Here is a 20,259-nt window from a genome sequence, read left to right as displayed (position 1 = left end):
GGGAATGACCCCGGCGTTTTTTATGCTTAGCCGCGGGCGCGCTTGGGCAGCACATCCTTGAGCTTGGCGTGCATGCTGCGCAGGGTGGTCTCGGTGCTGGCCCAGTCAATGCAGGCATCCGTGACCGAAACGCCATACTGCAGTTCGGCCAGGTCCTTGGGAATGGCCTGGCAGCCCCAGTTCAGGTGGCTTTCCACCATCAGCCCGATGATCGAATGGTTGCCTTCGACGATCTGGTTGGCGACGTTCTCCATCACCAGCGGTTGCAGGGCCGGGTCCTTGTTGGAGTTGGCATGGCTGCAGTCGACCATGATGTTGGCGCGAATCTTGGCCTTGTCCAGCGCCTGCTCGCACAGCGCGACGCTGACCGAGTCATAGTTGGGCTTGCCGTTGCCACCGCGCAGCACCACGTGACCGTAGGCATTGCCCTTGGTGGTGACGATGGACACGCCACCTTCCTGGTTGATGCCCAGGAAACGGTGTGGGCTGGACACCGATTGCAGGGCGTTGATGGCCACGGTGAGGCCGCCGTCGGTGCCGTTCTTGAAACCCACGGCCGAGGACAGGCCCGAGGCCATTTCGCGGTGGGTTTGCGATTCGGTGGTGCGCGCGCCAATGGCCGACCAACTGATCAGGTCTTGCAGGTACTGCGGCGAGATCGGGTCCAGGGCTTCGGTGGCGGTCGGCAGGCCCATTTCGGCCAGGTCCAGCAGCAACTGACGGCCAATGTGCAGGCCATCCTGGATCTTGAACGAGTCGTCCAGGTACGGGTCGTTGATCAGGCCTTTCCAGCCCACAGTGGTGCGCGGCTTTTCGAAGTAGACGCGCATCACCAGGTACAGCGTGTCGCTGACTTCGGCGGCCAGCACCTTGAGGCGCTCGGCGTATTCGTGAGCGGCCTTGATGTCGTGGATCGAGCACGGCCCGATCACCACGAACAGACGGTGGTCCTTGCCGTCGAGGATGTCGCGCACGACCTGGCGGCCCTGGGTCACAGTCTTCAGGGCGGCCGCGCTCAGCGGAATGTCACGCTTGAGCTGGTCAGGGGTGATCAGGGTGTCGTTGGAGGCGACATTGAGGTCGTCGATCGGTAAATCAGCCATCGTGTTACTCGTCAGGTCACGGGTGCCGGCCGCCAGCGATCCCCGCGCGGCGGAGCACAGCTTATTTTAGGCGCAGCGGGGAGCCGAACCTTAGCGCGAACCTGCTGGCGCGACAATGGGCAGCCGTGTAAATGCCGGTCACGGGTGCCAGTAAGGGACTAGAGGGGCGTTTCGCCGACACTGCTCAGGCTGGCCTGGGAAAACTCCGCCGCATGGCGCTCCACCCACTGCCGAGCCAGTTCATCGATGCTGCCCACGCTGCTGGAAAAGGGTGATTGTGTTTCGCAGTATTGCTGGATCTGACAGACCTGCTCACCCATTCGCGCGCCGAACAGTGTCTGTTCATCAGTAAAGGCCACGCCGATCAGGTAGCCTTGGGGCTGCTTGCGGCACCAGGCCACGTAGCCGGGGTAACGCACGCCGTTGCCCAGGCTGGGCATGCTGAGGTCGATGGCAGTGCCGCTACGGTAGGCGCGGTCATGCTGGCAGGCAACGCCGCCCAGGCTGATAGCGTGAAGCCGGCGAGCGGAAATCGAAGGTCGGTGGCACAGGTTCAATGTAACGGCAACATCAAAAGGATGAGGAAGAAAACGACCCATGAACACTGGCTCCGAGTGTCGGTTGGTTGACGGTAGGCCCTGCAAGCCCCCGCAGGAACTGGAACTGACTGATTTGACTGTAGACCATGTACTGCTGGAGGCCCCGGGCACCTCGCTGCTGGTGTTCACCGGTGCCGGCTGTGCCAGTTGCCGGGTGGCGCGCCGCGAGCTGCCGGGCATGCCGCTGGCCCTGGAGCGGGTGTGCTGGATCGATGCCGGCGAGAACGGCGGGGCGGTGCAACGGTACGAGGTCTTTCACCTGCCGGCAATGTTTGTTGTGCACAACGGCGAATTTTATGGTGCGCTGAACGCACGGCTGCTGGCGGGGGAAATCGATCACCAAGTGCATGAGGCCCTGGCACGCGAGCCTGAAGAACTGCCTTGAACGGTGATCATGACAGTTGATCGGTGACCATTGCGCAGGTTATGAGCGGGCCGTCGGACTGTGGGCGGCGCTGCTAAGCTTGAGCAAGCTCTGCCGTTTTGGCAGTCGAGGAGATCACATGATCCGTTCGATGCTGTATGCCACAGATCTGGGCCTGTATGCCCCTTATGTGATGCAACACGCGCTGGCCTTGGCGCGTACTTTCAAGGCTGACCTTTACGTGATCCACGCGGTGGAGCCCATGGGCCTGTTCGCAGAGTCGGTACTGCAGAGCTATTTGGACGAACCCACGCTCAACGAACTGCACAGCGAGGGGCTAAGCACGATGATGGCCGGCATCGAGCAAAAGGTGCTGGATGGTTTTCGCGAGGAACTGGGCGAAGGCCAGCAGGACCTGGCCTTGATCACGGCCGTACGGGTACGCCAGGGCGACCCGGCGCAGGTCATCCTCGACCAGGCTCAACGCCTGGCGGTGGACTTGCTGATTGTGGGCAGCCATAGCCATGGCGCGGGAACCGACATGCCTTTGGGTCGAACCGCCGCGCGGGTCCTGCAGCTTTCACCCGTGCCGGTGTACATGGTGCCTTTGTCCCAGCAGTTGGGCCGGCGCAAGGCTTGAACGGTGCGAAGGCGTACTTTCGTACAAATTTTGATAAAAAGTTCTAGATTTCTTACCCAGACCATTAATATAGTTATAAATCGTCGCTGTTGGCGTTTATTTGCTTTGAGGGATACATATGAAGCTTCAACAATTGCGCTACATCTGGGAAGTAGCGCACCACGACCTCAACGTCTCCGCGACAGCACAAAGTCTCTATACCTCCCAGCCCGGCATCAGCAAGCAGATCCGCCTGCTGGAAGACGAGCTGGGCGTCGAAGTCTTCGCCCGCAGCGGCAAGCACCTGACCCGGGTAACCCCGGCCGGTGAGCGCATCATCACCACCGCCGGCGAAATCCTGCGCAAGGTGGAAAGCATCAAGCAGATCGCCCAGGAGTTCTCCAACGAGAAAAAGGGCACCCTGTCGATCGCCACCACCCACACCCAGGCGCGCTATGCCCTGCCACCGGTAATCAGCAACTTCATCAAGCAATACCCCGACGTTGCGCTGCACATGCACCAGGGTTCGCCCATGCAGATCGCCGAGATGGCCGCCGATGGCACCGTCGATTTCGCCATTGCTACCGAGGCGCTGGAGCTGTTCGGCGACCTGATCATGATGCCGTGCTACCGCTGGAACCGTTGCGTGGTAGTGCCCCAGGGCCACCCGCTGACCAAACTGCCGAAGCTGACCCTGGAAGTGCTGGCCGAATACCCGATCGTCACCTACGTGTTCGGTTTCACCGGCCGCTCCAAACTGGACGAAGCCTTCAGTCACCGCGGCCTGACCCCCAAGGTGGTGTTCACCGCCGCCGACGCCGACGTGATCAAGACCTATGTGCGCTTGGGCCTGGGCGTGGGCATCGTCGCCAAGATGGCGGTGGACACCAAGCTGGACAGCGACCTGGTGATGCTGGACGCTGACCACCTGTTCGAGTCCAGCATCACCAAGATCGGCTTCCGCCGCGGCACCTTCCTGCGTGGCTTCATGTGCGATTTCATCGAGAAATTCGCCCCGCACCTGACCCGCGAAGTCATGGCCAAGGCTATCCAGTGCCATAACAAGCAGGAGCTGGAAGAGCTGTTCGACGGTGTCGAGCTTCCGGTGCACTAAGTTCGCTACGGCCTGGGGTGGGGCTTTTGTGGGAGCTGGCTTGCCAGCGAGTTTCCGAGGCCCTCAAAAGCTTGCTGGCAACCCAGCTCCCACAGCCATCCATGAAAAACCGGCCAATCTGGCCGGTTTTTTATGTTCAGGCTTTCTTGATCAGGTTGCCGGCATGCAGCCCGCATTCCTTCTGGGTGGCTTCTTCCCACCACCAGCGGCCTTCGCGCTCGTGCTGGTTCGGCAGCACGGGGCGGGTGCAAGGCTCGCAGCCGATGCTGATGAAACCGCGTTCGTGCAGGCTGTTGTACGGCAGCTCCAGCATGCGGATGTAGCCCCATACTTCCTCGCTGGTCATCTGCGCCAGCGGGTTGAACTTGTACAGGGGGCGTTCGGGCGTGGAGAACGCGCCGTCGATTTCCATCGCCGCCACCTGGCTGCGGGTACCCGGGCTCTGGTCGCGGCGCTGGCCGGTGGCCCAAGCGCTGACGGTGGACAGCTTGCGGCGCAGCGGTTCTATCTTGCGGATGCCGCAGCATTCGCCATGGCCGTCCTTGTAGAAGCTGAACAAGCCCTTTTCCTTGACGAACGGCTCCAGCTTGGTGTGGTCGGGCGACACCAGCTCAATGGCGATGTTGTAGTGGTCGCGCACTTGATCGATGAACCGGTAGGTCTCGGGGTGCAGGCGGCCGGTGTCGAGGCTGAAGACCTTGACGTTTTTGTTCAGCTTCCAGGCCATGTCCACCAGGACCACGTCCTCGGCACCGCTGAAGGAAATCCACAGGTCGTCACCGAAGTGCTCGAAGGCAAGCTTCAGGATGTCCTGGGGGGACTTGTTGGCGTAAGTCGCGGCGAGTTCGGCGACGTCGAGGTTCAGGCTCATCAGGCGGCTTCCTAGTTCATGTGGCGCTTTGGCGCTCGTCTGTTGCAGATGGTAACAAAATCGGATTTGCGGCGCCTGCTTCGCGGCCCCGGCCCGCTCCTGCAGGATGACGCTGGCCGGCAGGAGTGGAGCGTGTCCACGAATCAGCCACCGCCGATTTACAGACCTGCGAGGGTATCCATCAACACCTTCACCTTGAACACCGACTCGGCGTATTCATCTTCGCAGTTCGAATCGGCGACGATGGCGCCGCCGCCCCAGCAACTGACCTGACCGTCCTTCACTAACAAGCTGCGGATAGCGATGGAACTGTCCATGTGCCCGCGTACGTCCAGGTACAGCAATGAACCGCAGTACAGCGCGCGGCGGCTGGGCTCCAGTTCGTCGATGATCTGCATGGCACGAATTTTCGGCGCGCCGGTGATCGAACCGCCGGGGAAGCTGCCGCCAATCAGGTCCAGGCAATCCTTGCCTGGCGCCAGTTCGCCGACCACGGCGCTGACCATGTGATGCACGTTGGGGTAACTTTCCAGTGCGAACAGCTCCGGCACGCGCACCGTGCCGATGGTGCAGGTGCGGCCCAGGTCGTTGCGCAGCAGGTCGACAATCATCAGGTTTTCCGCCCGGTCCTTCAGGCTGCTCAGTAGCTCCCGGGCATTGGCGGCGTCCTGCGCCGGGTCGGCGTCGCGCTGGCGCGTGCCCTTGATGGGGCGGGTTTCCACGCGGCCGTCGCTGACCTCGATAAAACGCTCGGGGGACAGGCTGAGGATGGCGCTGCCATCTTCCAGGGCCAGGAAGCCGGAAAACGGCGTGGGGCAGGCCTGGCGCAAGGCGCGGTAAGCGGTCCACGGGTCGCCCTGGCAGGGCGCGCGGAAGCGCTGGGTCTGGTTGATCTGGTAGCAGTCGCCTGCGCTGATGTAGGCCTGAATCCGATCAAAGGCCTCTCGGTACTGCGCCGCAGTCAGGTCCGGGCGCATGGGCGCGTTCAGCTTGAACGGGCCGCTGGCGCCGGGGGCGGGCTGGCTGAACAGCTCGATCAGGCGCCGGCGTTCGGCGCTGTCCACGCTGGGGTGCAGCATGAGTTGGCTAGTCTGGCGCTGGTGGTCGCTGATCAGCGCCCAGGCGTACAGCCCCAGGTTCGCATCGGGCAGGTGCAGGTCGTCCACCGCCACGCTGGGCAGCTGTTCCAGGCGGCGGCCGAAATCGTAGCTCAGGTAGCCGATCAGGCCGCCGGCGAAGGGCAGCTCCAGGCCATCGGGCAGTTGCGCCGGGCCCAGGCTGGCCAAGGCGCCACGCAGGCGCTGGAGGAAGGCTTCGCCGGTTTCATCCGGCAATGCGCGCAGGGTTTCCCGCGGCCAGGCACTGAGTACATCGAAACGCCCGCGCTCGCCGGCAGGTTTGGCGCTGTCCAGCAGAACAGCCCCGGGCGCATGGCGGATCGCAGCGAACCAGGCGGCGGGGTCGGGGGCGTAGGGCAGGGGGTGTACGGTACAGGTCGACATGCGGGCGGTGAAACACCATCAAAAGCGAGGCGGCGATTGTAGACCTGTACACACAAACTGGGTAGCGGCCGCCCTTGTGGGCGCTGGCTTGCCAGCCAGCCCCCCACGGGTTAGGTCAGATGGTTGCAGGCACGTGGCCGAACTGGCCTTGGGTAAAGCGCACGCGCTCTTCGGCGGTCTCGGTGCGGCCTTCGCTGGCCAGTTCGGCCAATCGCGCTTCCACGGCCTCGGTACGGTGGGTGAGCCCGCAGTCATTGGCAATCTGGATATTGAGCCCCGGCCGCGCGTTGAGCTCCAGGATCAGCGGGCCTTTTTCCTGGTCCAGCACCATGTCCACGCCGATGTACCCCAGCCCGCACAGCTCGTAACAGCCGGCCGCCAGCTTCATGAAACCGTCCCAGGTGGGCAGTTGCACGCCATCCACCGCGTTGGCGGTGTCGGGGTGCTTGCTGATAATGGTGTTCAGCCAGGTGCCGCGCAGGGTCACGCCGGTGGCCAGGTCAACGCCCACGCCGATGGCACCCTGGTGCAGGTTGGCCTTGCCGTTGGACTGGCGGGTGGGCAGGCGCAGCATGGCCATGACCGGGTAGCCCATCAGTACGATGATGCGAATGTCCGGCACGCCTTCGTAGCTGATGCTGCGAAAGATCTGGTCCGGCGTGACCCGGTATTCGATCAGTGCCCGATCGCGGTGGCCACCCAGGGAGTAAAGGCCGGTGAGGATGCTGGAAATCTGGTGCTCGATTTCGTCGTGGCTGATGATGCGCCCGGACACCGTGCGATAGCGGCCCTCGAAGCGGTCGGCCACCACCAGAATGCCGTCGCCGCCGGCGCCCTGGGCCGGTTTGATGACGAAATCGCTGCGCCCGTCGATGATCGCGGGCAGCTGGCTGATTTCCTTCTCGGTGGAAATCACCCCGTACATTTCCGGCACGTGGATGCCGGCGGCAATGGCTCGTTCCTTGGTGATGATCTTGTCATCGACAATGGGGTAGAGGCTGCGCTTATTGTATTTGAGCACGTAGTCGGCATTACGCCGGTTGATGCCCATGATTCCCTGCGCGTGCAGGGCCTTCCACGTCTTGAACAGGCCGAACATTCAGGAGCCCGCCTTGATGAAGGCCTTGAAGCGCAGCAACTCGGTCAGGCGGTAGCCACGGTAGCGCCCCATGGCCAGCATGAAGCCCACCATGATCAGCAGGATGGCCGGGAAGGTGAAGACGAAGTACACCAGTTGCGGCACGGTCATCAGCAGGTGCGCCAGGGAGGCGGCGAACAGGGTGCCGATGGCGACTTTCATGGCATGGCTGGCGCCGCGCTCTTCCCAGGTGATAGACAGGCGCTCGATGGTCATGGTCAGGATCACCATGGGGAACAGCGCCACCGACAGCCCGCGTTCCAGCCCCAGCTTGTGGCTGAACAGGCTGATGGCGGCGATGAGCACCACCACGAAGGTCAATACCACCGACAGGCGCGGCAGCATCTGCAATTTCAGGTGCTCCAGGTAGGAGCGCAGGCTCAGGCCCAGGGCGGTGATCACCGTGAACAGCACTATGCCGAAGCCCAGCTGGGTCTCGCGGAACGCCAGGGCGATCAGCACCGGAGTAAAGGTGCCCAGGGTTTGCAGGCCGATCAGGTTGCGCAGGATCAGGATCACCAGCACGCCGATGGGGATCATCACCATGATCATGAACGTCTGCTGGGTTTGCAGGGGCAGGCTGTACAGCGAGTATTCGAGGAAATCGGCGTCGGTGTTCGCGTCGGTGAGCTTGGCCAGGCGGATGGCGTTCATTTCGCTGTTGTTCAGGGTGAAGGTGACCATGGCTTTCTTGCCGCCTTCCACGCTGATCAGGTTGTCATCGCCGGTCCACCACAGCAGCCGGTCGCTCGGCAGGCCCTGCTCGCCGGTGTCGGGGTTGAAATAGAGCCACTGGTTGCCGTTGAAACTGCGCAGCCATAGCTCCGGCGCCTGGGGCTGGTCGGCCACCAGGCGAATGGTGTGCACCTTCTCCAGCGGCACGTGGGCTATGGACAGCAACAGGTCGACGATGCTGGCCTTGTGCGCCGTGGACGGGTCGCCCGCCAGCAGCAGTTTGACGTTGTCGTCGCTCAGGTTGTTGACGCGCTTGATGGTTTCGCTGACGAAGGTCTCGACGTCGGCCGAGTGCTGGCGGATCGGCGCCAGCAGCGCCTCGGCGGCTATTTTCTCGGGGCCGTCGATGGCCATGCTGTCACGGAAGGTGGGGCCTTTGAGCTTGGGTTTTTCAGTGCTGTAGCGCTTGGTCAGCACCAGGCGGTAATACAGTGTCTGGTTGCCGCTGGCGCGCCGCGCCGACCAGGTGACCTTGCGGTTGCCGTCGATGCGGTTGACGTTCACCCCGTAATTGTTGGAGATGAAGCTCTCGTTCAGGCTGACGTAATCACGGGTCAGTGGCGGCACGAACATCTGGATCTTCACCGGGTCCTTGGCGCCGGCCACGAACTCCACCTTGGCGTCGATGTTCCACAGGTCGTCGGTTTCGTCCTCGGTCATGGGAATGCCGAGCACGAATATCTGATAGGCCGTAACCGCCAGGCCCAGGGTAACCAGGACGGCGATGAGGATTTTCAGATGCAGGGTAAGCGAGCGCATTGAGGTTACTCGGCGGTATGAGCGTCATTGCTGCAGGCAGGTTTGCCGGCCGCATATTTTAGACTGGGGTCAACCAGCGCATCGAAGTGCGTGAGCGCGTCGCTACCGATCAGCAGCGGGTACTGGAACGCGCTGCGGTCGGTGAGGTTGACTTCGATCGCGCGCAGTTCGTTGCCCATGCACACGTCCAGTTTGATCACGGGCCGTGCGGTGAAATGCTTGCCTGCGTCCGGGTCGTAGTCGCCGGCCCGGCGCTTGATGTGGCTCACCCGTGCCAGCGGGCGTTCGATGGGGTGGCTGTGGGCCGAGTCGATGGCCAGGTAGAAGCGCACCCAGGACTCGCCGTCGCGCTTGAAGCGCTTGATGTCCCGGGCGCTGAGCGAGGCGGTCTTGGCACCGGTGTCGAGCTTGGCGGCCACCTGCAGGTCGATATCGTCCAGGCGAGCGTATTCGTTTAGGCCGTACACGGTCTTTTCGGCGGCCGTGGCCAGGCCGGGCACGAATAGCAGGCAGAACAGGCGGTGCAGTGGCTTGATAGTCATTATTCCGGGAAAACGGCACCTGGGGCGCGGGCGGCGCATTCTAGCATGATGGTTTTATGACGCCAGCGCACGGTGGGTTGCGCCGGGCCGCGTTTTTACTAGGATTAAGGGTGTTTTGTAACTTGCCGTGAGTAAACACCATGAGCCTGAACGCCGACGTCAACACCCGGCCAGAATATGAGCCGATATTGCAGGCCATCGCCGACTACGTGCTGACCTTCCAGGTGGAGCCCGGCGAGGCGCTGACCACCGCGCGCTATTGCCTGATGGACGCCCTGGGGTGCGGCCTGCTGGCCCTGCGCTTTCCCGAGTGCACCAAGCACCTGGGCCCGCTGGTGGAGGGCACCACGGTGCCCTGTGGTGCCAGGGTGCCCGGCACCGCCTACCGTCTGGACCCGGTCAAGGCCGCCTGGGACATTGGCTGCATCGTGCGCTGGCTGGACTACAACGACACCTGGCTGGCGGCGGAATGGGGGCACCCGTCGGACAACCTGGGGGCCATCCTCGCCGTGGCGGACCACCTGTCCCAGCGCCGCGCCGCCGCCGGGGAGGCGCCGCTGACCCTGCGCAGGGTGCTGGAAGCGATGGTCATGGCCCATGAGATCCAGGGCGTGATGGCGCTGGACAACGCGTTCAATCGTGTCGGGCTCGATCACGTGGTGCTGGTCAAGGTCGCCAGCACCGCGGTCAGCGCCTGGCTGATGGGCGCCAGCCGCGAGCAGATGCTGTCGGCGCTGTCCCATGCCTTTGTCGATGGCCAGGCGCTGCGCACTTACCGCCATGCGCCCAACGCCGGGTCGCGCAAGTCCTGGGCCGCCGGCGATGCCAGCAGCCGCGGCGTGCGCCTGGCCGACATTGCCCTGCGCGGCGAAATGGGCGTTCCCGGTGTATTGGCTGCGCCGCAGTGGGGTTTCTATGACGTGCTGTTCAGCCACACCAACAAGGACCTGGCGCTAAAACCCGAGGACCAGCGGCAGTTTCGCCTGCCGCGGCTGTTCGGCAGCTATGTGATGGAAAACGTGCTGTTCAAGATCAATTTTCCCGCCGAATTCCACGCCCAGACCGCCTGCGAGGCTGCCATTATCTTGCACCCCCTGGTGCGTGGGCGGCTGAGCGAGATCGACCGCATCGTCATCACCACCCATGAATCGGCGATTCGCATCATTTCCAAGGTGGGGCCGCTGGCCAATGCGGCCGACCGCGACCATTGCCTGCAATACATGACCGCCGTGCCCCTGGCCTTCGGCACCCTGGTGGCCGAACAGTACGAAGACGCCTTCCACGCGGCGCACCCGATCATCGACCAGTTGCGCGATAAAATGCAGATCGTCGAAAGCCCGGAATACAGCCGCGACTACCTGGAGGCCGACAAGCGGTCAATCGCCAACGCGGTGCAGGTGTTCTACAAGGATGGCAGCAGCACCGAGAAGGTGGAGGTGCAGTACCCCATCGGCCACCGGCGCCGGCGGGGGGAGGGCATGCCGCTGCTGTTGGACAAGTTCAGGACCCACCTGGCCACGCGCTTCGTGCCCCAGCGCTGCCTGCAGATACTCGAAGCCTGCCGCGACCAGGACAGGTTCGAGGCGCTGGCGGTGCACCGCTTCGTCGACCTGTTGGTGATCTGAATCGCATACCGCCATTGACTTCTGTGGGAGCGGCTTTGCGCGCGAAGAGGGCGCCGCGGTGTTTCAGGCGCTGTGCGGCGTTTTTTCGCGGGCAGCGCCCGCTCCCCCACAGCATGTTACCGCCAGGATACGGCGGCGTTTATTTGAAGCGGCGCTCCACGCCTTTTTCCACCAGGATCTTCGCCGAAATCTCTTCCACCGAGAAATGCGTGGAATTGATGTTAGGGATGTTCTCGCGGCGGAACAGGCTTTCCACCTCCCGCACTTCGAACTCACACTGCGCAAAGCTGGAATACCGGCTGTTTGGCTTGCGCTCGTGCCGAATGGCCGTCAAACGATCGGGATCGATCGTCAGCCCGAATAGCTTGTGCTGATGGGCCTTCAAGGCCGCCGGCAACTGCAGGCGTTCCATGTCATCCTCGGTCAGCGGGTAGTTGGCTGCGCGAATACCGAACTGCATTGCCATGTAGAGGCACGTCGGGGTCTTGCCGCAACGCGAAACACCCACCAGAATCAAGTCAGCCTTGTCGTAGTAGTGCGTGCGCGCGCCGTCGTCGTTGTCCAAAGCGAAATTCACCGCCTCGATGCGCTCCATGTAGTTGGAGTTGTGCCCGATGGAGTGGGATTTGCCCACCGAATACGATGAATGGGCGCTCAGTTCCTGTTCCAGGGGCGCCAGGAACGTGGAAAAGATGTCGATCATGAAGCCGTTGGAGGTGGCCATCACTTCGCGGATGTCCTGGTTGACGATGGTGTCGAAAATGATCGGGCGCACGCCGTCGCGTTCCGCTGAATCGTTTATCTGCTTGACCATCGTGCGGGCTTTGTCGAGGCTATCGATGTACGGGCGCGTGAACTTGTTGAACGTAATGTTCTCAAATTGAGCCAGGAGGCTCTGGCCCAGTGTCTCGGCGGTGATCCCGGTGCCGTCGGAGATGAAAAAAGCAGATCGTTTCATTTGCGCCCTGGGCCTTAAGCTGGTGACGATTCTTGGATATGATAGGCCGGATTTGCCGGTCTTGATTGCCTGGCATTCTCACTTATTTTCCGGGTCCAGGCCATAAACACTCGGCACGCTCCCGGTTGGGAGCTGTACGGGTCCTGAGCTTTTCCAACACAGCTAGTGGAGAGATCACCTTGGTAGAGTACGTAGTTTCCCTCGATAAGCTCGGCAAACACGATGTTGAGCATGTGGGGGGCAAGAACGCATCCCTTGGCGAGATGATCAGCAACCTTGCCGGTGCCGGCGTATCGGTACCCGGTGGCTTTGCCACTACGGCTCAGGCGTACCGCGATTTTCTCGAACAGAGCGGCCTCAACGCTCAGATCCATGCGGCGCTCGACGCCCTGGACGTGGATGACGTGAATGCCCTGGCCAAGACCGGCGCGCAGATCCGTCAATGGATCATGGATGCCGAGTTCCCCGAGCAACTGAACGCCGAAATTCGCACGCACTTCGCCGAACTGTCCAAGGGCAACCCGGACATCGCCGTGGCCGTACGCTCTTCGGCTACCGCCGAAGACCTGCCCGACGCCTCGTTCGCCGGCCAGCAGGAAACCTTCCTGAACATCCGCGGCGTGGAAAACGTCATTCGTGCGGCCAAGGAAGTGTTCGCCTCGCTGTTCAACGACCGCGCCATCTCCTACCGCGTGCACCAGGGCTTCGACCACAAGCTGGTGGCCCTGTCGGCCGGCGTGCAGCGCATGGTGCGTTCGGAAACCGGCACCGCCGGCGTGATGTTCACCCTGGACACCGAATCGGGCTTCCGCGACGTGGTGTTCATCACCGGCGCCTACGGCCTGGGTGAAACCGTGGTACAGGGCGCTGTCAACCCTGACGAATTCTACGTGCACAAGCACACCCTTGACGCGGGTCGCCCGGCCATCCTGCGCCGCAACCTGGGCAGCAAGGCCATCAAGATGATCTACGGCGCCGAGGCCAAGGCTGGCAAGTCGGTACAGACCGTCGACGTCGACAAGGCCGATCGCGCGCGCTTCTGCCTCACCGATGCCCAGGTCAGCGAGCTGGCCAAGCAGGCCATGATCATCGAGAAGCACTACCAGTGCCCGATGGACATCGAGTGGGCCCAGGACGGTGACGACGGCAAGCTGTACATCGTGCAGGCGCGTCCCGAAACCGTGAAAAGCCGTTCCCAGGCCAACGTCATGGAACGTTACCTGCTGAAGGAAAAGGGCACCGTGCTGGTGGAAGGTCGTGCCATTGGCCAGCGCATCGGCGCCGGCCGCGTACGCATCATCAAGGACGTGTCCGAAATGGACAAGGTTCAGCCCGGCGACGTGTTGGTGTCGGACATGACCGACCCGGACTGGGAGCCGGTGATGAAGCGCGCCAGCGCCATCGTCACCAACCGTGGCGGTCGTACCTGCCACGCCGCCATCATCGCTCGCGAGCTGGGCATTCCGGCCGTGGTCGGTTGCGGCAACGCCACCCAGTTGCTGGTGGACGGCCAGGGCGTGACTGTGTCGTGCGCCGAAGGTGACACCGGCTACATCTTCGAAGGCGAGCTGGGCTTCGACATCAAGAAGAACTCGGTAGACGCCATGCCGGACCTGCCATTCAAGATCATGATGAACGTCGGCAACCCGGACCGTGCGTTCGACTTCGCCCAGCTGCCCAACGCCGGTGTCGGCCTTGCGCGCCTGGAATTCATCATCAACCGCATGATCGGCGTGCACCCCAAGGCGCTGCTGAACTATGACGGCCTGCCCGCCGACATCAAGGACAGCGTCGACAAGCGCATCGCCGGCTACAGCGCCCCGGTGGACTTCTACGTCGACAAGCTGGTCGAGGGCATCAGCACCCTGGCCGCCGCATTCTGGCCGAAAAAGGTCATCGTGCGCCTGTCGGACTTCAAGTCCAACGAATACGCCAACCTGATCGGCGGCAAGCTGTACGAGCCGGAAGAAGAAAACCCGATGCTGGGCTTCCGCGGTGCCTCGCGCTACATCAGCGAGTCGTTCCGCGAGTGCTTCGAGCTCGAATGCCGTGCCCTCAAGCGCGTGCGCAACGACATGGGCCTGACTAACGTCGAAATCATGGTGCCGTTCGTGCGCACCCTGGGCGAGGCGAGCCAGGTGGTCGATTTGCTGGCCGAGAACGGCCTGGGCCGTGGCGTCAATGGCCTGCGCGTGATCATGATGTGCGAGCTGCCGTCCAACGCGTTGATGGCCGATGAATTCCTGGAATTCTTCGATGGTTTCTCCATCGGTTCCAACGACATGACCCAGCTGGCCTTGGGCCTGGACCGCGACTCGGGCATCATTGCCCACCTGTTCGACGAGCGTAACCCGGCGGTCAAGAAGCTGCTGGCCAGTGCCATTGCCGCGTGCAACAAGGCCGGCAAGTACATCGGCATCTGCGGCCAGGGCCCTTCGGACCACCCGGATCTGGCCAAATGGCTGATGGAGCAGGGCATCGAAAGCGTGTCCCTGAACCCTGACTCCGTGCTGGAAACCTGGTTCTTCCTGGCCGAAGGCCAAGGCGCCGCGTAACCTTCAAATCTGTAGGTGAATGACTGTGGGAGCGGGCTCTGCCCGCGAAGAGGTCGCCGCCCATTTCAGGGGTGAACCCTTCGCGGGCAGAGCCCGCTCCCACAGTTGCGATGTATTTCCGAGAATTTTTTTGTAAAAGTATTTTATGCAAAGCAGCAGCAATCTCTTCCCGGTCGCCTTGCTCAGCGCCGAACGGCGCGGTGACCTGAGCGAAGACGTCTATCGCATCAAGGCTGCCAACAGCCCGGATGCCAGTGTGGAGCTGGCCGTGACCCGCCTGGGCCTGGCCGACCAACCCCAGCCCGGCGGCGTGCCGGTCATTCTTCTGCATGGCAGTTTCTCCAATCGGCGGTTCTGGGTGTCGCCCCGTGGCATCGGCCTGGGGGCCTACCTGGTACGCGCCGGTTTCGACGTGTGGATTCCGGAAATGCGCGGCCACGGCCTGTCGCCGCGCAACCTGGGCTACCGCAAGAATCGCGTGGCCGACTACGCCCGCTACGACCTGCCAGTGATCGGTGCGTTCGTGCAGGAGCAAAGTGGCCAGCAACCCCACTGGATCGGTCATTCCCTGGGCGGCATCAGCCTGGCCGCAGCCCTGGGGGGTGGTTACCTGGACCAGGCCATGGTGGCCTCGGCTGCGTTGTTCGGCTGTCAGGTGAGCCGCACCTATTGGCCCCTGAAAATGCCGCCGGTGGAGTGGGGTGCGCGGCTGTTGCTCAAGCGCTTCGCGCACATTTCCGGTTCGCGCCTCAAGCGTGGCCCCGAGGATGAGCCCATTGGCCTGGCCCTGGAGGCGATGCGCTGGCACGGCTTGTTCGGCCGCTTCGGCGAGGGCAAGCAGGATTGGTGGGCGGGCCTGGCCGAGGTGCAGGTGCCGTTGCTGGCCGTCAGCGCCAGTGGTGACCACCAGGACCCGCCTTGGGCGTGTCGCAAGCTGTATGAGGCCTTCGGTGGCGACCACCGGCAATTCGTCCAGCTGGGGCGCGAGCAGGGCTTTGGCGACAACTTCGGCCATGTGCAAATGCTGGTGAGCAAAGCCGCCCAGAGCGAAGTGTGGCCCCTGGTGGTGCAATGGCTCAACCGCCCGCATGCAGCACTGCCTGCCCAGGCTGCGCCGGTGGCCGTGGGCGCGTGACTTCACGGTCAGCGGTGTGGGGGCTAAGCTATGTCGATTGCGCGTCGGTTGGTAGCAACCGCGCGGGGTGTAAACGCAGGGTCTGGCGGTTCGTTATTCAGGTATCGCCAACCTTTTCGATTGACCATGCCTACAGCTGACAGGAGTTACCCCATGCATTACCTCACTCCCGATTTGTGCGATGCCTATCCCGAACTCGTCAAGGTGCTCGAACCCATGTTCAGCAACTTTGGCGGGCGCGACTCCTTTGGTGGCGAAATTGTCACCATCAAGTGCTTCGAAGACAACTCAAAGGTCAAGGCGCAAGTCGAGCTGGACGGCAAGGGCAAGGTCCTGGTGGTAGACGGCGGTGGCTCCCTGCGCTGCGCGCTGCTGGGCGACATGCTGGCGGAAAAGGCGGCCAAGAGCGGCTGGGAAGGCATTGTCATCTATGGTTGCATCCGTGACGTGGACGTCATCGCCCAGACCGACCTGGGCGTCCAGGCCCTGGCCAGCCACCCGCTGCGCACCGAGAAGCGGGGCCTTGGCGACGTGAACGTGCCTGTCAGTTTTGCCGGAGTTACATTTAAGCCGGGAGAATTCATCTACGCCGACAACAATGGCGTTATCGTGTCGCCCAGCGCATTGAAAATGCCAGAGTAAGCTGTCTGTAATCGGTCAATGGGGTTTGGATGTTCGAGGAAGAAAACGCGCAGTGGGGGCTGGTACAGGCCCTGGTGCTCGATGGCAAGGGTGGCGCTCGCCAGATCGCGCGGGCGCAGTTGGACGAGTTGCAGCTGCAAGAGCAGGAAAGCCTGTGGTTGCACTGGGACCGCGGCCATCCGCAGACCCAGGCGTGGCTGCGCGAAGACAGCGGCCTGAACGAGTTCAGCTGCGACCTGCTGCTGGAGGAGAACACCCGGCCACGGCTGTTGCCATTGCCGGACGACCAGTTGCTGCTGTTCCTGCGTGGCGTGAACCTCAACCCTGGCGCCGAACCCGAAGACATGGTCTCGGTGCGCATCTTCGCCGAAGCCCGTCGGGTCATTTCCTTGCGCCTGCGGCCCCTGCGCGCCACCGATGAACTGATGGTGCTGTTGCAGCAGGGCCGTGGCCCGCGCACGGCGTCCGAGCTGATCCTCTACCTTGCCCAGTACCTCACCGACAAGGTGCAGACGTTGGTGAGCGAGCTGGGCGAAGTGGTCGACGACGAAGAAGACAAGATCGACGCCGACGAACAGTACACCCCCGAGCATGGCAACATTCTGCAGATTCGCCGACGCGCTGCGGGGCTGCGCCGTTTTCTCGCCCCGCAGCGGGAGATCTTCGGGCAGTTGTCACGCAACAAACTGCCGTGGTTTGTCGACGACGACGCCGATTACTGGAACGAGCTGAACAACAGCCTGACCCGCTACCTGGAGGAGCTTGAGCTCACCCGCGAGCGCGTGGGCCTGGTGCTGGAGGCCGAGGATCGGCGCTTGAGCGAGCGCATGAACCGCACCATGTACCGCTTCGGCATCATCACCTGTATCTTCCTGCCGATGAGTTTTCTCACCGGCCTGCTGGGCATCAACGTCGGTGGCATCCCGCTCAATACGAGCCCCTACGGTTTCCTGGTGGCGTGCGCGATGATGGTGGTGCTGGGTCTGGGGCAATGGTGGTTGTTTCGTCGATTGCGTTGGGTTTAGGTGCCGTTCAGGACACATGTGGTTGCATCTACGCATCGCACAGATGTGACCCGCCTCCGACAGCTCTCGTCTTTGACTGATAATTCGTGAGGTGCGTATGCACGATCCGTTCGAAGAATCATTGCGTGACATGCTCAAGGCGTCTTCCTCCCCTGGGCGGGATGACGATGCGTGTCTGGGCCGTGTACTCAAGACCGCCAATCGCCAGGTCGGCGCGGGCGATCTGTTCAGCCTGATGGGCCGTTGGTTACAGGCCTTCATGATCGCCGTGGACAATGGATCGGGCCATGTGGCGCCAGTTTCGCGACGCAAACCTACTGCTCGTACTGCTGATAAGGCTGATTGACTATGCAACTTGATCTCTGGACCCAGAGCCTGGTGACGGCCATGACCGCACTGTGGACCAAAGTCGCGAACTTCATCCCCAACCTGTTTGGTGCGTTGGTGGTGCTGCTGCTGGGCTTCGTGGTTGCCAAGCTGCTCGACACGCTGTTGTCCAAGCTGCTGGCCAAGGTAGGCCTGGACCGCCTGATGGCGGGTACCGGGCTGACCAAGCTGATGAGTCGTGGTGGCATCCAGGTGCCGATTTCCACCCTGGTGGGCAAGATCGTCTATTGGTTCGTATTGTTGATTTTCCTGGTGTCGGCGGCCGAATCCCTTGGCTTGCAGCGAGTTTCAGCTACGCTCGACATGCTGGCGCTTTATTTGCCAAAGGTTTTTGGTGCCGCGCTGGTGTTGCTGGTTGGCGTGCTGCTGGCGCAAGTGGTCAACGGCCTGGTGCGAGGCGCCGCCGAAGGGGTGGGCCTGGACTATTCGGCCGGCCTTGGGCGCGTGGCGCAGTGGTTGGTGATTGTCATCAGTATTTCGGTGGCCATCAGCCAGCTTGAGGTCAAGACCGACCTGCTGAACCACGTCATTGTCATTGTTTTGATTACCGTTGGTCTGGCTGTTGCACTGGCCATGGGCCTGGGCAGTCGGGAAATCGCCGGGCAGATCCTGGCGGGAATTTATGTTCGGGAGTTGTACCAGGTGGGGCAACACGTGCGAGTTGGAGAGGTTGAAGGCCAGATCGAGGAGATCGGCACGGTCAAGACGACGCTGCTGACCGATGAGGGGGAGTTGGTGTCCCTGTCCAATCGGATCCTCTTGGAGCAGCGGGTTAGTAGCCGCTGAGCCGGCGAATTCTGCTACTGTATGCCGCCGTAAAACGGCCCGGGTTCGGGCCGTGGTGGATATTGACCTGACTGTCGGCCCGACTTGTTTTGAATAAAGTTCATTCGTTGCCCTTGCGTTACGACCCCCGCACGCTCACTGATGAGGAGCTGGTGGCGCGTTCGCATGTGGAGCTTTTCCACGTCACGCGCGCTTACGAAGAGCTGATGCGGCGCTACCAGCGCACCCTCTTTAACGTGTGTGCACGTTATTTAGGGAACGATCGTGATGCTGACGATGTCTGTCAGGAGGTGATGTTGAAGGTGTTGTATGGTCTGAAAAACTTCGAGGGAAAATCGAAGTTCAAGACCTGGCTCTACAGCATCACCTACAACGAATGTATCACCCAGTACCGTAAAGAACGGCGCAAGCGCCGCCTCATGGATGCGTTGAGCCTCGACCCACTCGAGGAGGCATCTGAAGAGAAGGCGCCAAAGCCGGAGGAGCGTGGTGGATTGGATCGTTGGCTGATACATGTCAACCCGATCGACCGAGAAATACTTGTGCTTCGATTCGTCGCAGAGCTTGAGTTTCAAGAGATTGCGGACATCATGCACATGGGTCTGAGCGCGACGAAAATGCGATACAAACGCGCGCTCGACAAGCTACGAGAGAAATTTGCAGGAATCGCCGAAACTTAGTTCGGAGCAAATATCTCTAACGTGGGGCAAGTTCTGCTAGACTTGCCGCCGAGTTGTCCCCGTGTAACGGGGTACTGCTTAACAATCACCAGATGGGGATTTAACGGATGAAACTGAAAAACACCTTAGGCATTGCCATTGGTTCTCTTGTAGCCGCAACTTCGTTCGGCGCTTTGGCACAAGGCCAAGGCGCGGTCGAAGGTGAAGCCTTCTACGGCAAGACCTACAACGACAGCGTCAAGCACGTCGAAGACGGCCGCACCGCCGGTGGTTCCCTGGGCTACTTCCTGACCGACGACGTCGAAGTGATCCTGGGCTATGGCAAGACCAACTACACTCGTTCGAACGATGGTACTGGCAGCCAGAAAATCCACGGCGACACCGCTTCCCTGACCGGTATGTACCACTTCGGTACCGTTGGCGATGCCATTCGTCCATACGTCTCCGGCGGCTTCGCTCACCAGAGCCTGAGCAACGTTGAGGCCGACGGCCACAGCGGTCGCGACAGCTCCACCTTCGCAACCGTTGGCGCTGGCGCCAAGTGGTACATCACCGACAACCTGTACGCTCGTGCCGGTGTTGAAGCTGACTACAAACTGGACAACGGCAAGTGGGACTACGCTCCTACTATCGGTCTGGGTGTGAACTTCGGCGGCAGCGGTGGCAAGGCCCCGGCTGCAGCTCCTGCTCCAGAGCCAGCTCCAGCTCCAGTGGCTGAAGCTCCAGAGCCAGCAGCTGAAACCGTTCGCGTTCAGCTGGACGTGAAGTTCGACTTCAACAAGTCGGTCGTCAAGCCAAACAGCTATGCTGACATCAAGAACCTGGCTGACTTCATGAAGCAGTACCCTCAGACCACTACTCGTGTTGAAGGCCACACCGACAACGTCGGTCCAGACGCCTACAACCAGAAGCTGTCCGAGCGCCGCGCTACTGCCGTGAAAAACGTCCTGGTTAACCAGTACGGCATTCAGGGCAACCGTGTTGACTCCATCGGTTACGGTAAAACCCGTCCAGTGGCTGACAACAAAACTGAAGCTGGCCGCGCCGTTAACCGTCGCGTAGAAGCTGAAGTAGAAGCTCAATCCAAGTAATTGGATAGCGCTTGAAAAAAACCCGGCCT

General features: G+C 61.8%; 20 protein-coding genes. 12 read left to right on the top strand and 8 right to left on the bottom strand.

The window, feature by feature from the left end:
- Positions 1 to 26 precede the first annotated feature (26 nt).
- Together PMM47T1_RS10835 and PMM47T1_RS10830 are read right to left on the bottom strand one after the other, a co-directional pair.
- Positions 27 to 1,103 carry a 3-deoxy-7-phosphoheptulonate synthase gene (locus PMM47T1_RS10835; RefSeq protein ID WP_008368489.1) on the bottom strand — a complete coding sequence of 359 codons (1,077 nt, stop codon included), beginning with the start codon at positions 1,101 to 1,103 and terminating at the stop codon, positions 27 to 29.
- Positions 1,104 to 1,261: 158 nt separating this feature from the next.
- Positions 1,262 to 1,702, bottom strand: coding sequence for a PilZ domain-containing protein (locus tag PMM47T1_RS10830; RefSeq protein WP_043300916.1), 441 nt, complete (start codon positions 1,700 to 1,702; stop codon positions 1,262 to 1,264).
- Between PMM47T1_RS10830 and PMM47T1_RS10825 the strand changes: the two genes are divergently transcribed.
- From PMM47T1_RS10825 to cysB, 3 genes are all read left to right on the top strand, one after another.
- A complete protein-coding gene (locus PMM47T1_RS10825; protein WP_008368485.1) occupies positions 1,701 to 2,087 on the top strand; it encodes a hypothetical protein in 387 nt (128 codons plus the stop codon). The genes PMM47T1_RS10830 and PMM47T1_RS10825 overlap by 2 nt on opposite strands.
- 118 nt (positions 2,088 to 2,205) lie before the next feature.
- Complete coding sequence (locus PMM47T1_RS10820; protein ID WP_008368483.1) at positions 2,206 to 2,706, top strand: universal stress protein; 501 nt, start codon at positions 2,206 to 2,208, stop codon at positions 2,704 to 2,706.
- A gap of 118 nt (positions 2,707 to 2,824) precedes the next feature.
- Positions 2,825 to 3,799 (top strand): HTH-type transcriptional regulator CysB, encoded by a 975-nt coding sequence (cysB, locus tag PMM47T1_RS10815; protein WP_008368482.1) that lies wholly within the window; start codon positions 2,825 to 2,827, stop codon positions 3,797 to 3,799.
- Between the two features lie 136 nt (positions 3,800 to 3,935).
- Here the strand turns inward: cysB and PMM47T1_RS10810 are convergent, their stop codons facing one another.
- From PMM47T1_RS10810 to rloA, 5 genes are all read right to left on the bottom strand, one after another.
- Positions 3,936 to 4,670, bottom strand: a complete 735-nt coding sequence (locus PMM47T1_RS10810; RefSeq protein ID WP_008368480.1) for a phosphoadenylyl-sulfate reductase — start codon at positions 4,668 to 4,670, stop codon at positions 3,936 to 3,938.
- A gap of 158 nt (positions 4,671 to 4,828) precedes the next feature.
- Positions 4,829 to 6,172, bottom strand: a complete 1,344-nt coding sequence (pabB, locus tag PMM47T1_RS10805) for an aminodeoxychorismate synthase component I (protein ID WP_008368477.1) — start codon at positions 6,170 to 6,172, stop codon at positions 4,829 to 4,831.
- A gap of 115 nt (positions 6,173 to 6,287) precedes the next feature.
- On the bottom strand, positions 6,288 to 7,271 hold the full coding sequence (locus PMM47T1_RS10800) for an alpha-L-glutamate ligase-like protein (RefSeq protein WP_008368476.1): 984 nt from the start codon (positions 7,269 to 7,271) through the stop codon (positions 6,288 to 6,290).
- Positions 7,272 to 8,804 carry an osmotic stress tolerance membrane protein RloB gene (rloB, locus tag PMM47T1_RS10795; RefSeq protein ID WP_008368474.1) on the bottom strand — a complete coding sequence of 511 codons (1,533 nt, stop codon included), beginning with the start codon at positions 8,802 to 8,804 and terminating at the stop codon, positions 7,272 to 7,274. It lies immediately after the preceding gene.
- A 5-nt stretch (positions 8,805 to 8,809) separates the two neighbouring features.
- Positions 8,810 to 9,346, bottom strand: coding sequence for a retropepsin-like aspartic peptidase RloA (gene rloA / locus PMM47T1_RS10790; protein ID WP_008368472.1), 537 nt, complete (start codon positions 9,344 to 9,346; stop codon positions 8,810 to 8,812).
- Positions 9,347 to 9,486: 140 nt separating this feature from the next.
- Between rloA and prpD the strand changes: the two genes are divergently transcribed.
- The gene (prpD, locus tag PMM47T1_RS10785; protein ID WP_008368471.1) at positions 9,487 to 10,971 is read left to right on the top strand and encodes a 2-methylcitrate dehydratase; all 1,485 of its coding nucleotides are present in this window, start codon (positions 9,487 to 9,489) and stop codon (positions 10,969 to 10,971) included.
- A 139-nt stretch (positions 10,972 to 11,110) separates the two neighbouring features.
- On the opposite strand, the gene ppsR is transcribed toward prpD, so the two are convergent.
- Positions 11,111 to 11,929: a posphoenolpyruvate synthetase regulatory kinase/phosphorylase PpsR gene (gene ppsR, locus PMM47T1_RS10780; protein ID WP_008368470.1), complete on the bottom strand. Its 819-nt coding sequence runs from the start codon at positions 11,927 to 11,929 to the stop codon at positions 11,111 to 11,113.
- Between the two features lie 179 nt (positions 11,930 to 12,108).
- On the opposite strand from ppsR, the gene ppsA reads away from it, so the two are divergent.
- The 8 genes from ppsA (at position 12,109) to PMM47T1_RS10740 (ending at position 20,230) form a co-directional block, all read left to right on the top strand.
- Complete coding sequence (gene ppsA, locus PMM47T1_RS10775; protein WP_008368469.1) at positions 12,109 to 14,484, top strand: phosphoenolpyruvate synthase; 2,376 nt, start codon at positions 12,109 to 12,111, stop codon at positions 14,482 to 14,484.
- A gap of 145 nt (positions 14,485 to 14,629) precedes the next feature.
- Positions 14,630 to 15,619, top strand: coding sequence for an alpha/beta fold hydrolase (locus PMM47T1_RS10770; RefSeq protein ID WP_008368468.1), 990 nt, complete (start codon positions 14,630 to 14,632; stop codon positions 15,617 to 15,619).
- A 153-nt stretch (positions 15,620 to 15,772) separates the two neighbouring features.
- Positions 15,773 to 16,261: a ribonuclease E activity regulator RraA gene (rraA, locus tag PMM47T1_RS10765; protein ID WP_008368467.1), complete on the top strand. Its 489-nt coding sequence runs from the start codon at positions 15,773 to 15,775 to the stop codon at positions 16,259 to 16,261.
- Between the two features lie 29 nt (positions 16,262 to 16,290).
- Positions 16,291 to 17,286, top strand: a complete 996-nt coding sequence (locus tag PMM47T1_RS10760; RefSeq protein ID WP_008368466.1) for a zinc transporter ZntB — start codon at positions 16,291 to 16,293, stop codon at positions 17,284 to 17,286.
- 91 nt (positions 17,287 to 17,377) lie between these two features.
- Positions 17,378 to 17,632 (top strand): CrfX protein, encoded by a 255-nt coding sequence (locus tag PMM47T1_RS10755; RefSeq protein ID WP_425225948.1) that lies wholly within the window; start codon positions 17,378 to 17,380, stop codon positions 17,630 to 17,632.
- Positions 17,633 to 17,634: 2 nt separating this feature from the next.
- Entirely contained in the window at positions 17,635 to 18,459 is an 825-nt protein-coding gene (locus PMM47T1_RS10750; RefSeq protein ID WP_008368465.1) for a mechanosensitive ion channel family protein, read from the top strand.
- Positions 18,460 to 18,548: 89 nt separating this feature from the next.
- Positions 18,549 to 19,139, top strand: a complete 591-nt coding sequence (gene sigX, locus PMM47T1_RS10745; protein ID WP_008368464.1) for an RNA polymerase sigma factor SigX — start codon at positions 18,549 to 18,551, stop codon at positions 19,137 to 19,139.
- Between the two features lie 107 nt (positions 19,140 to 19,246).
- Positions 19,247 to 20,230, top strand: a complete 984-nt coding sequence (locus PMM47T1_RS10740; RefSeq protein WP_008368463.1) for an OmpA family protein — start codon at positions 19,247 to 19,249, stop codon at positions 20,228 to 20,230.
- Positions 20,231 to 20,259: the final 29 nt, after the last annotated feature.

This window comes from Pseudomonas sp. M47T1 (assembly GCF_000263855.1).
In the GTDB taxonomy this organism is placed as follows: domain Bacteria; phylum Pseudomonadota; class Gammaproteobacteria; order Pseudomonadales; family Pseudomonadaceae; genus Aquipseudomonas.
This window is presented reverse-complemented; position numbering and strand designations above follow the sequence as displayed.

Coding starts and splice junctions, on each gene's coding strand:
- PMM47T1_RS10830 (WP_043300916.1), bottom strand. CDS start 1,702: ATGGGTCGTTTTCTTCCTCATCCTTTTGATGTTGCCGTTACATTGAAC.
- rloB (WP_008368474.1), bottom strand. CDS start 8,804: ATGCGCTCGCTTACCCTGCATCTGAAAATCCTCATCGCCGTCCTGGTT.
- rloA (WP_008368472.1), bottom strand. CDS start 9,346: ATGACTATCAAGCCACTGCACCGCCTGTTCTGCCTGCTATTCGTGCCC.
- PMM47T1_RS10750 (WP_008368465.1), top strand. CDS start 17,635: ATGCAACTTGATCTCTGGACCCAGAGCCTGGTGACGGCCATGACCGCA.
- PMM47T1_RS10820 (WP_008368483.1), top strand. CDS start 2,206: ATGATCCGTTCGATGCTGTATGCCACAGATCTGGGCCTGTATGCCCCT.
- PMM47T1_RS10810 (WP_008368480.1), bottom strand. CDS start 4,670: ATGAGCCTGAACCTCGACGTCGCCGAACTCGCCGCGACTTACGCCAAC.
- PMM47T1_RS10760 (WP_008368466.1), top strand. CDS start 16,291: ATGTTCGAGGAAGAAAACGCGCAGTGGGGGCTGGTACAGGCCCTGGTG.
- PMM47T1_RS10740 (WP_008368463.1), top strand. CDS start 19,247: ATGAAACTGAAAAACACCTTAGGCATTGCCATTGGTTCTCTTGTAGCC.
- PMM47T1_RS10800 (WP_008368476.1), bottom strand. CDS start 7,271: ATGTTCGGCCTGTTCAAGACGTGGAAGGCCCTGCACGCGCAGGGAATC.
- ppsR (WP_008368470.1), bottom strand. CDS start 11,929: ATGAAACGATCTGCTTTTTTCATCTCCGACGGCACCGGGATCACCGCC.
- PMM47T1_RS10835 (WP_008368489.1), bottom strand. CDS start 1,103: ATGGCTGATTTACCGATCGACGACCTCAATGTCGCCTCCAACGACACC.
- cysB (WP_008368482.1), top strand. CDS start 2,825: ATGAAGCTTCAACAATTGCGCTACATCTGGGAAGTAGCGCACCACGAC.
- pabB (WP_008368477.1), bottom strand. CDS start 6,172: ATGTCGACCTGTACCGTACACCCCCTGCCCTACGCCCCCGACCCCGCC.
- rraA (WP_008368467.1), top strand. CDS start 15,773: ATGCATTACCTCACTCCCGATTTGTGCGATGCCTATCCCGAACTCGTC.
- PMM47T1_RS10825 (WP_008368485.1), top strand. CDS start 1,701: ATGAACACTGGCTCCGAGTGTCGGTTGGTTGACGGTAGGCCCTGCAAG.
- PMM47T1_RS10770 (WP_008368468.1), top strand. CDS start 14,630: ATGCAAAGCAGCAGCAATCTCTTCCCGGTCGCCTTGCTCAGCGCCGAA.
- prpD (WP_008368471.1), top strand. CDS start 9,487: ATGAGCCTGAACGCCGACGTCAACACCCGGCCAGAATATGAGCCGATA.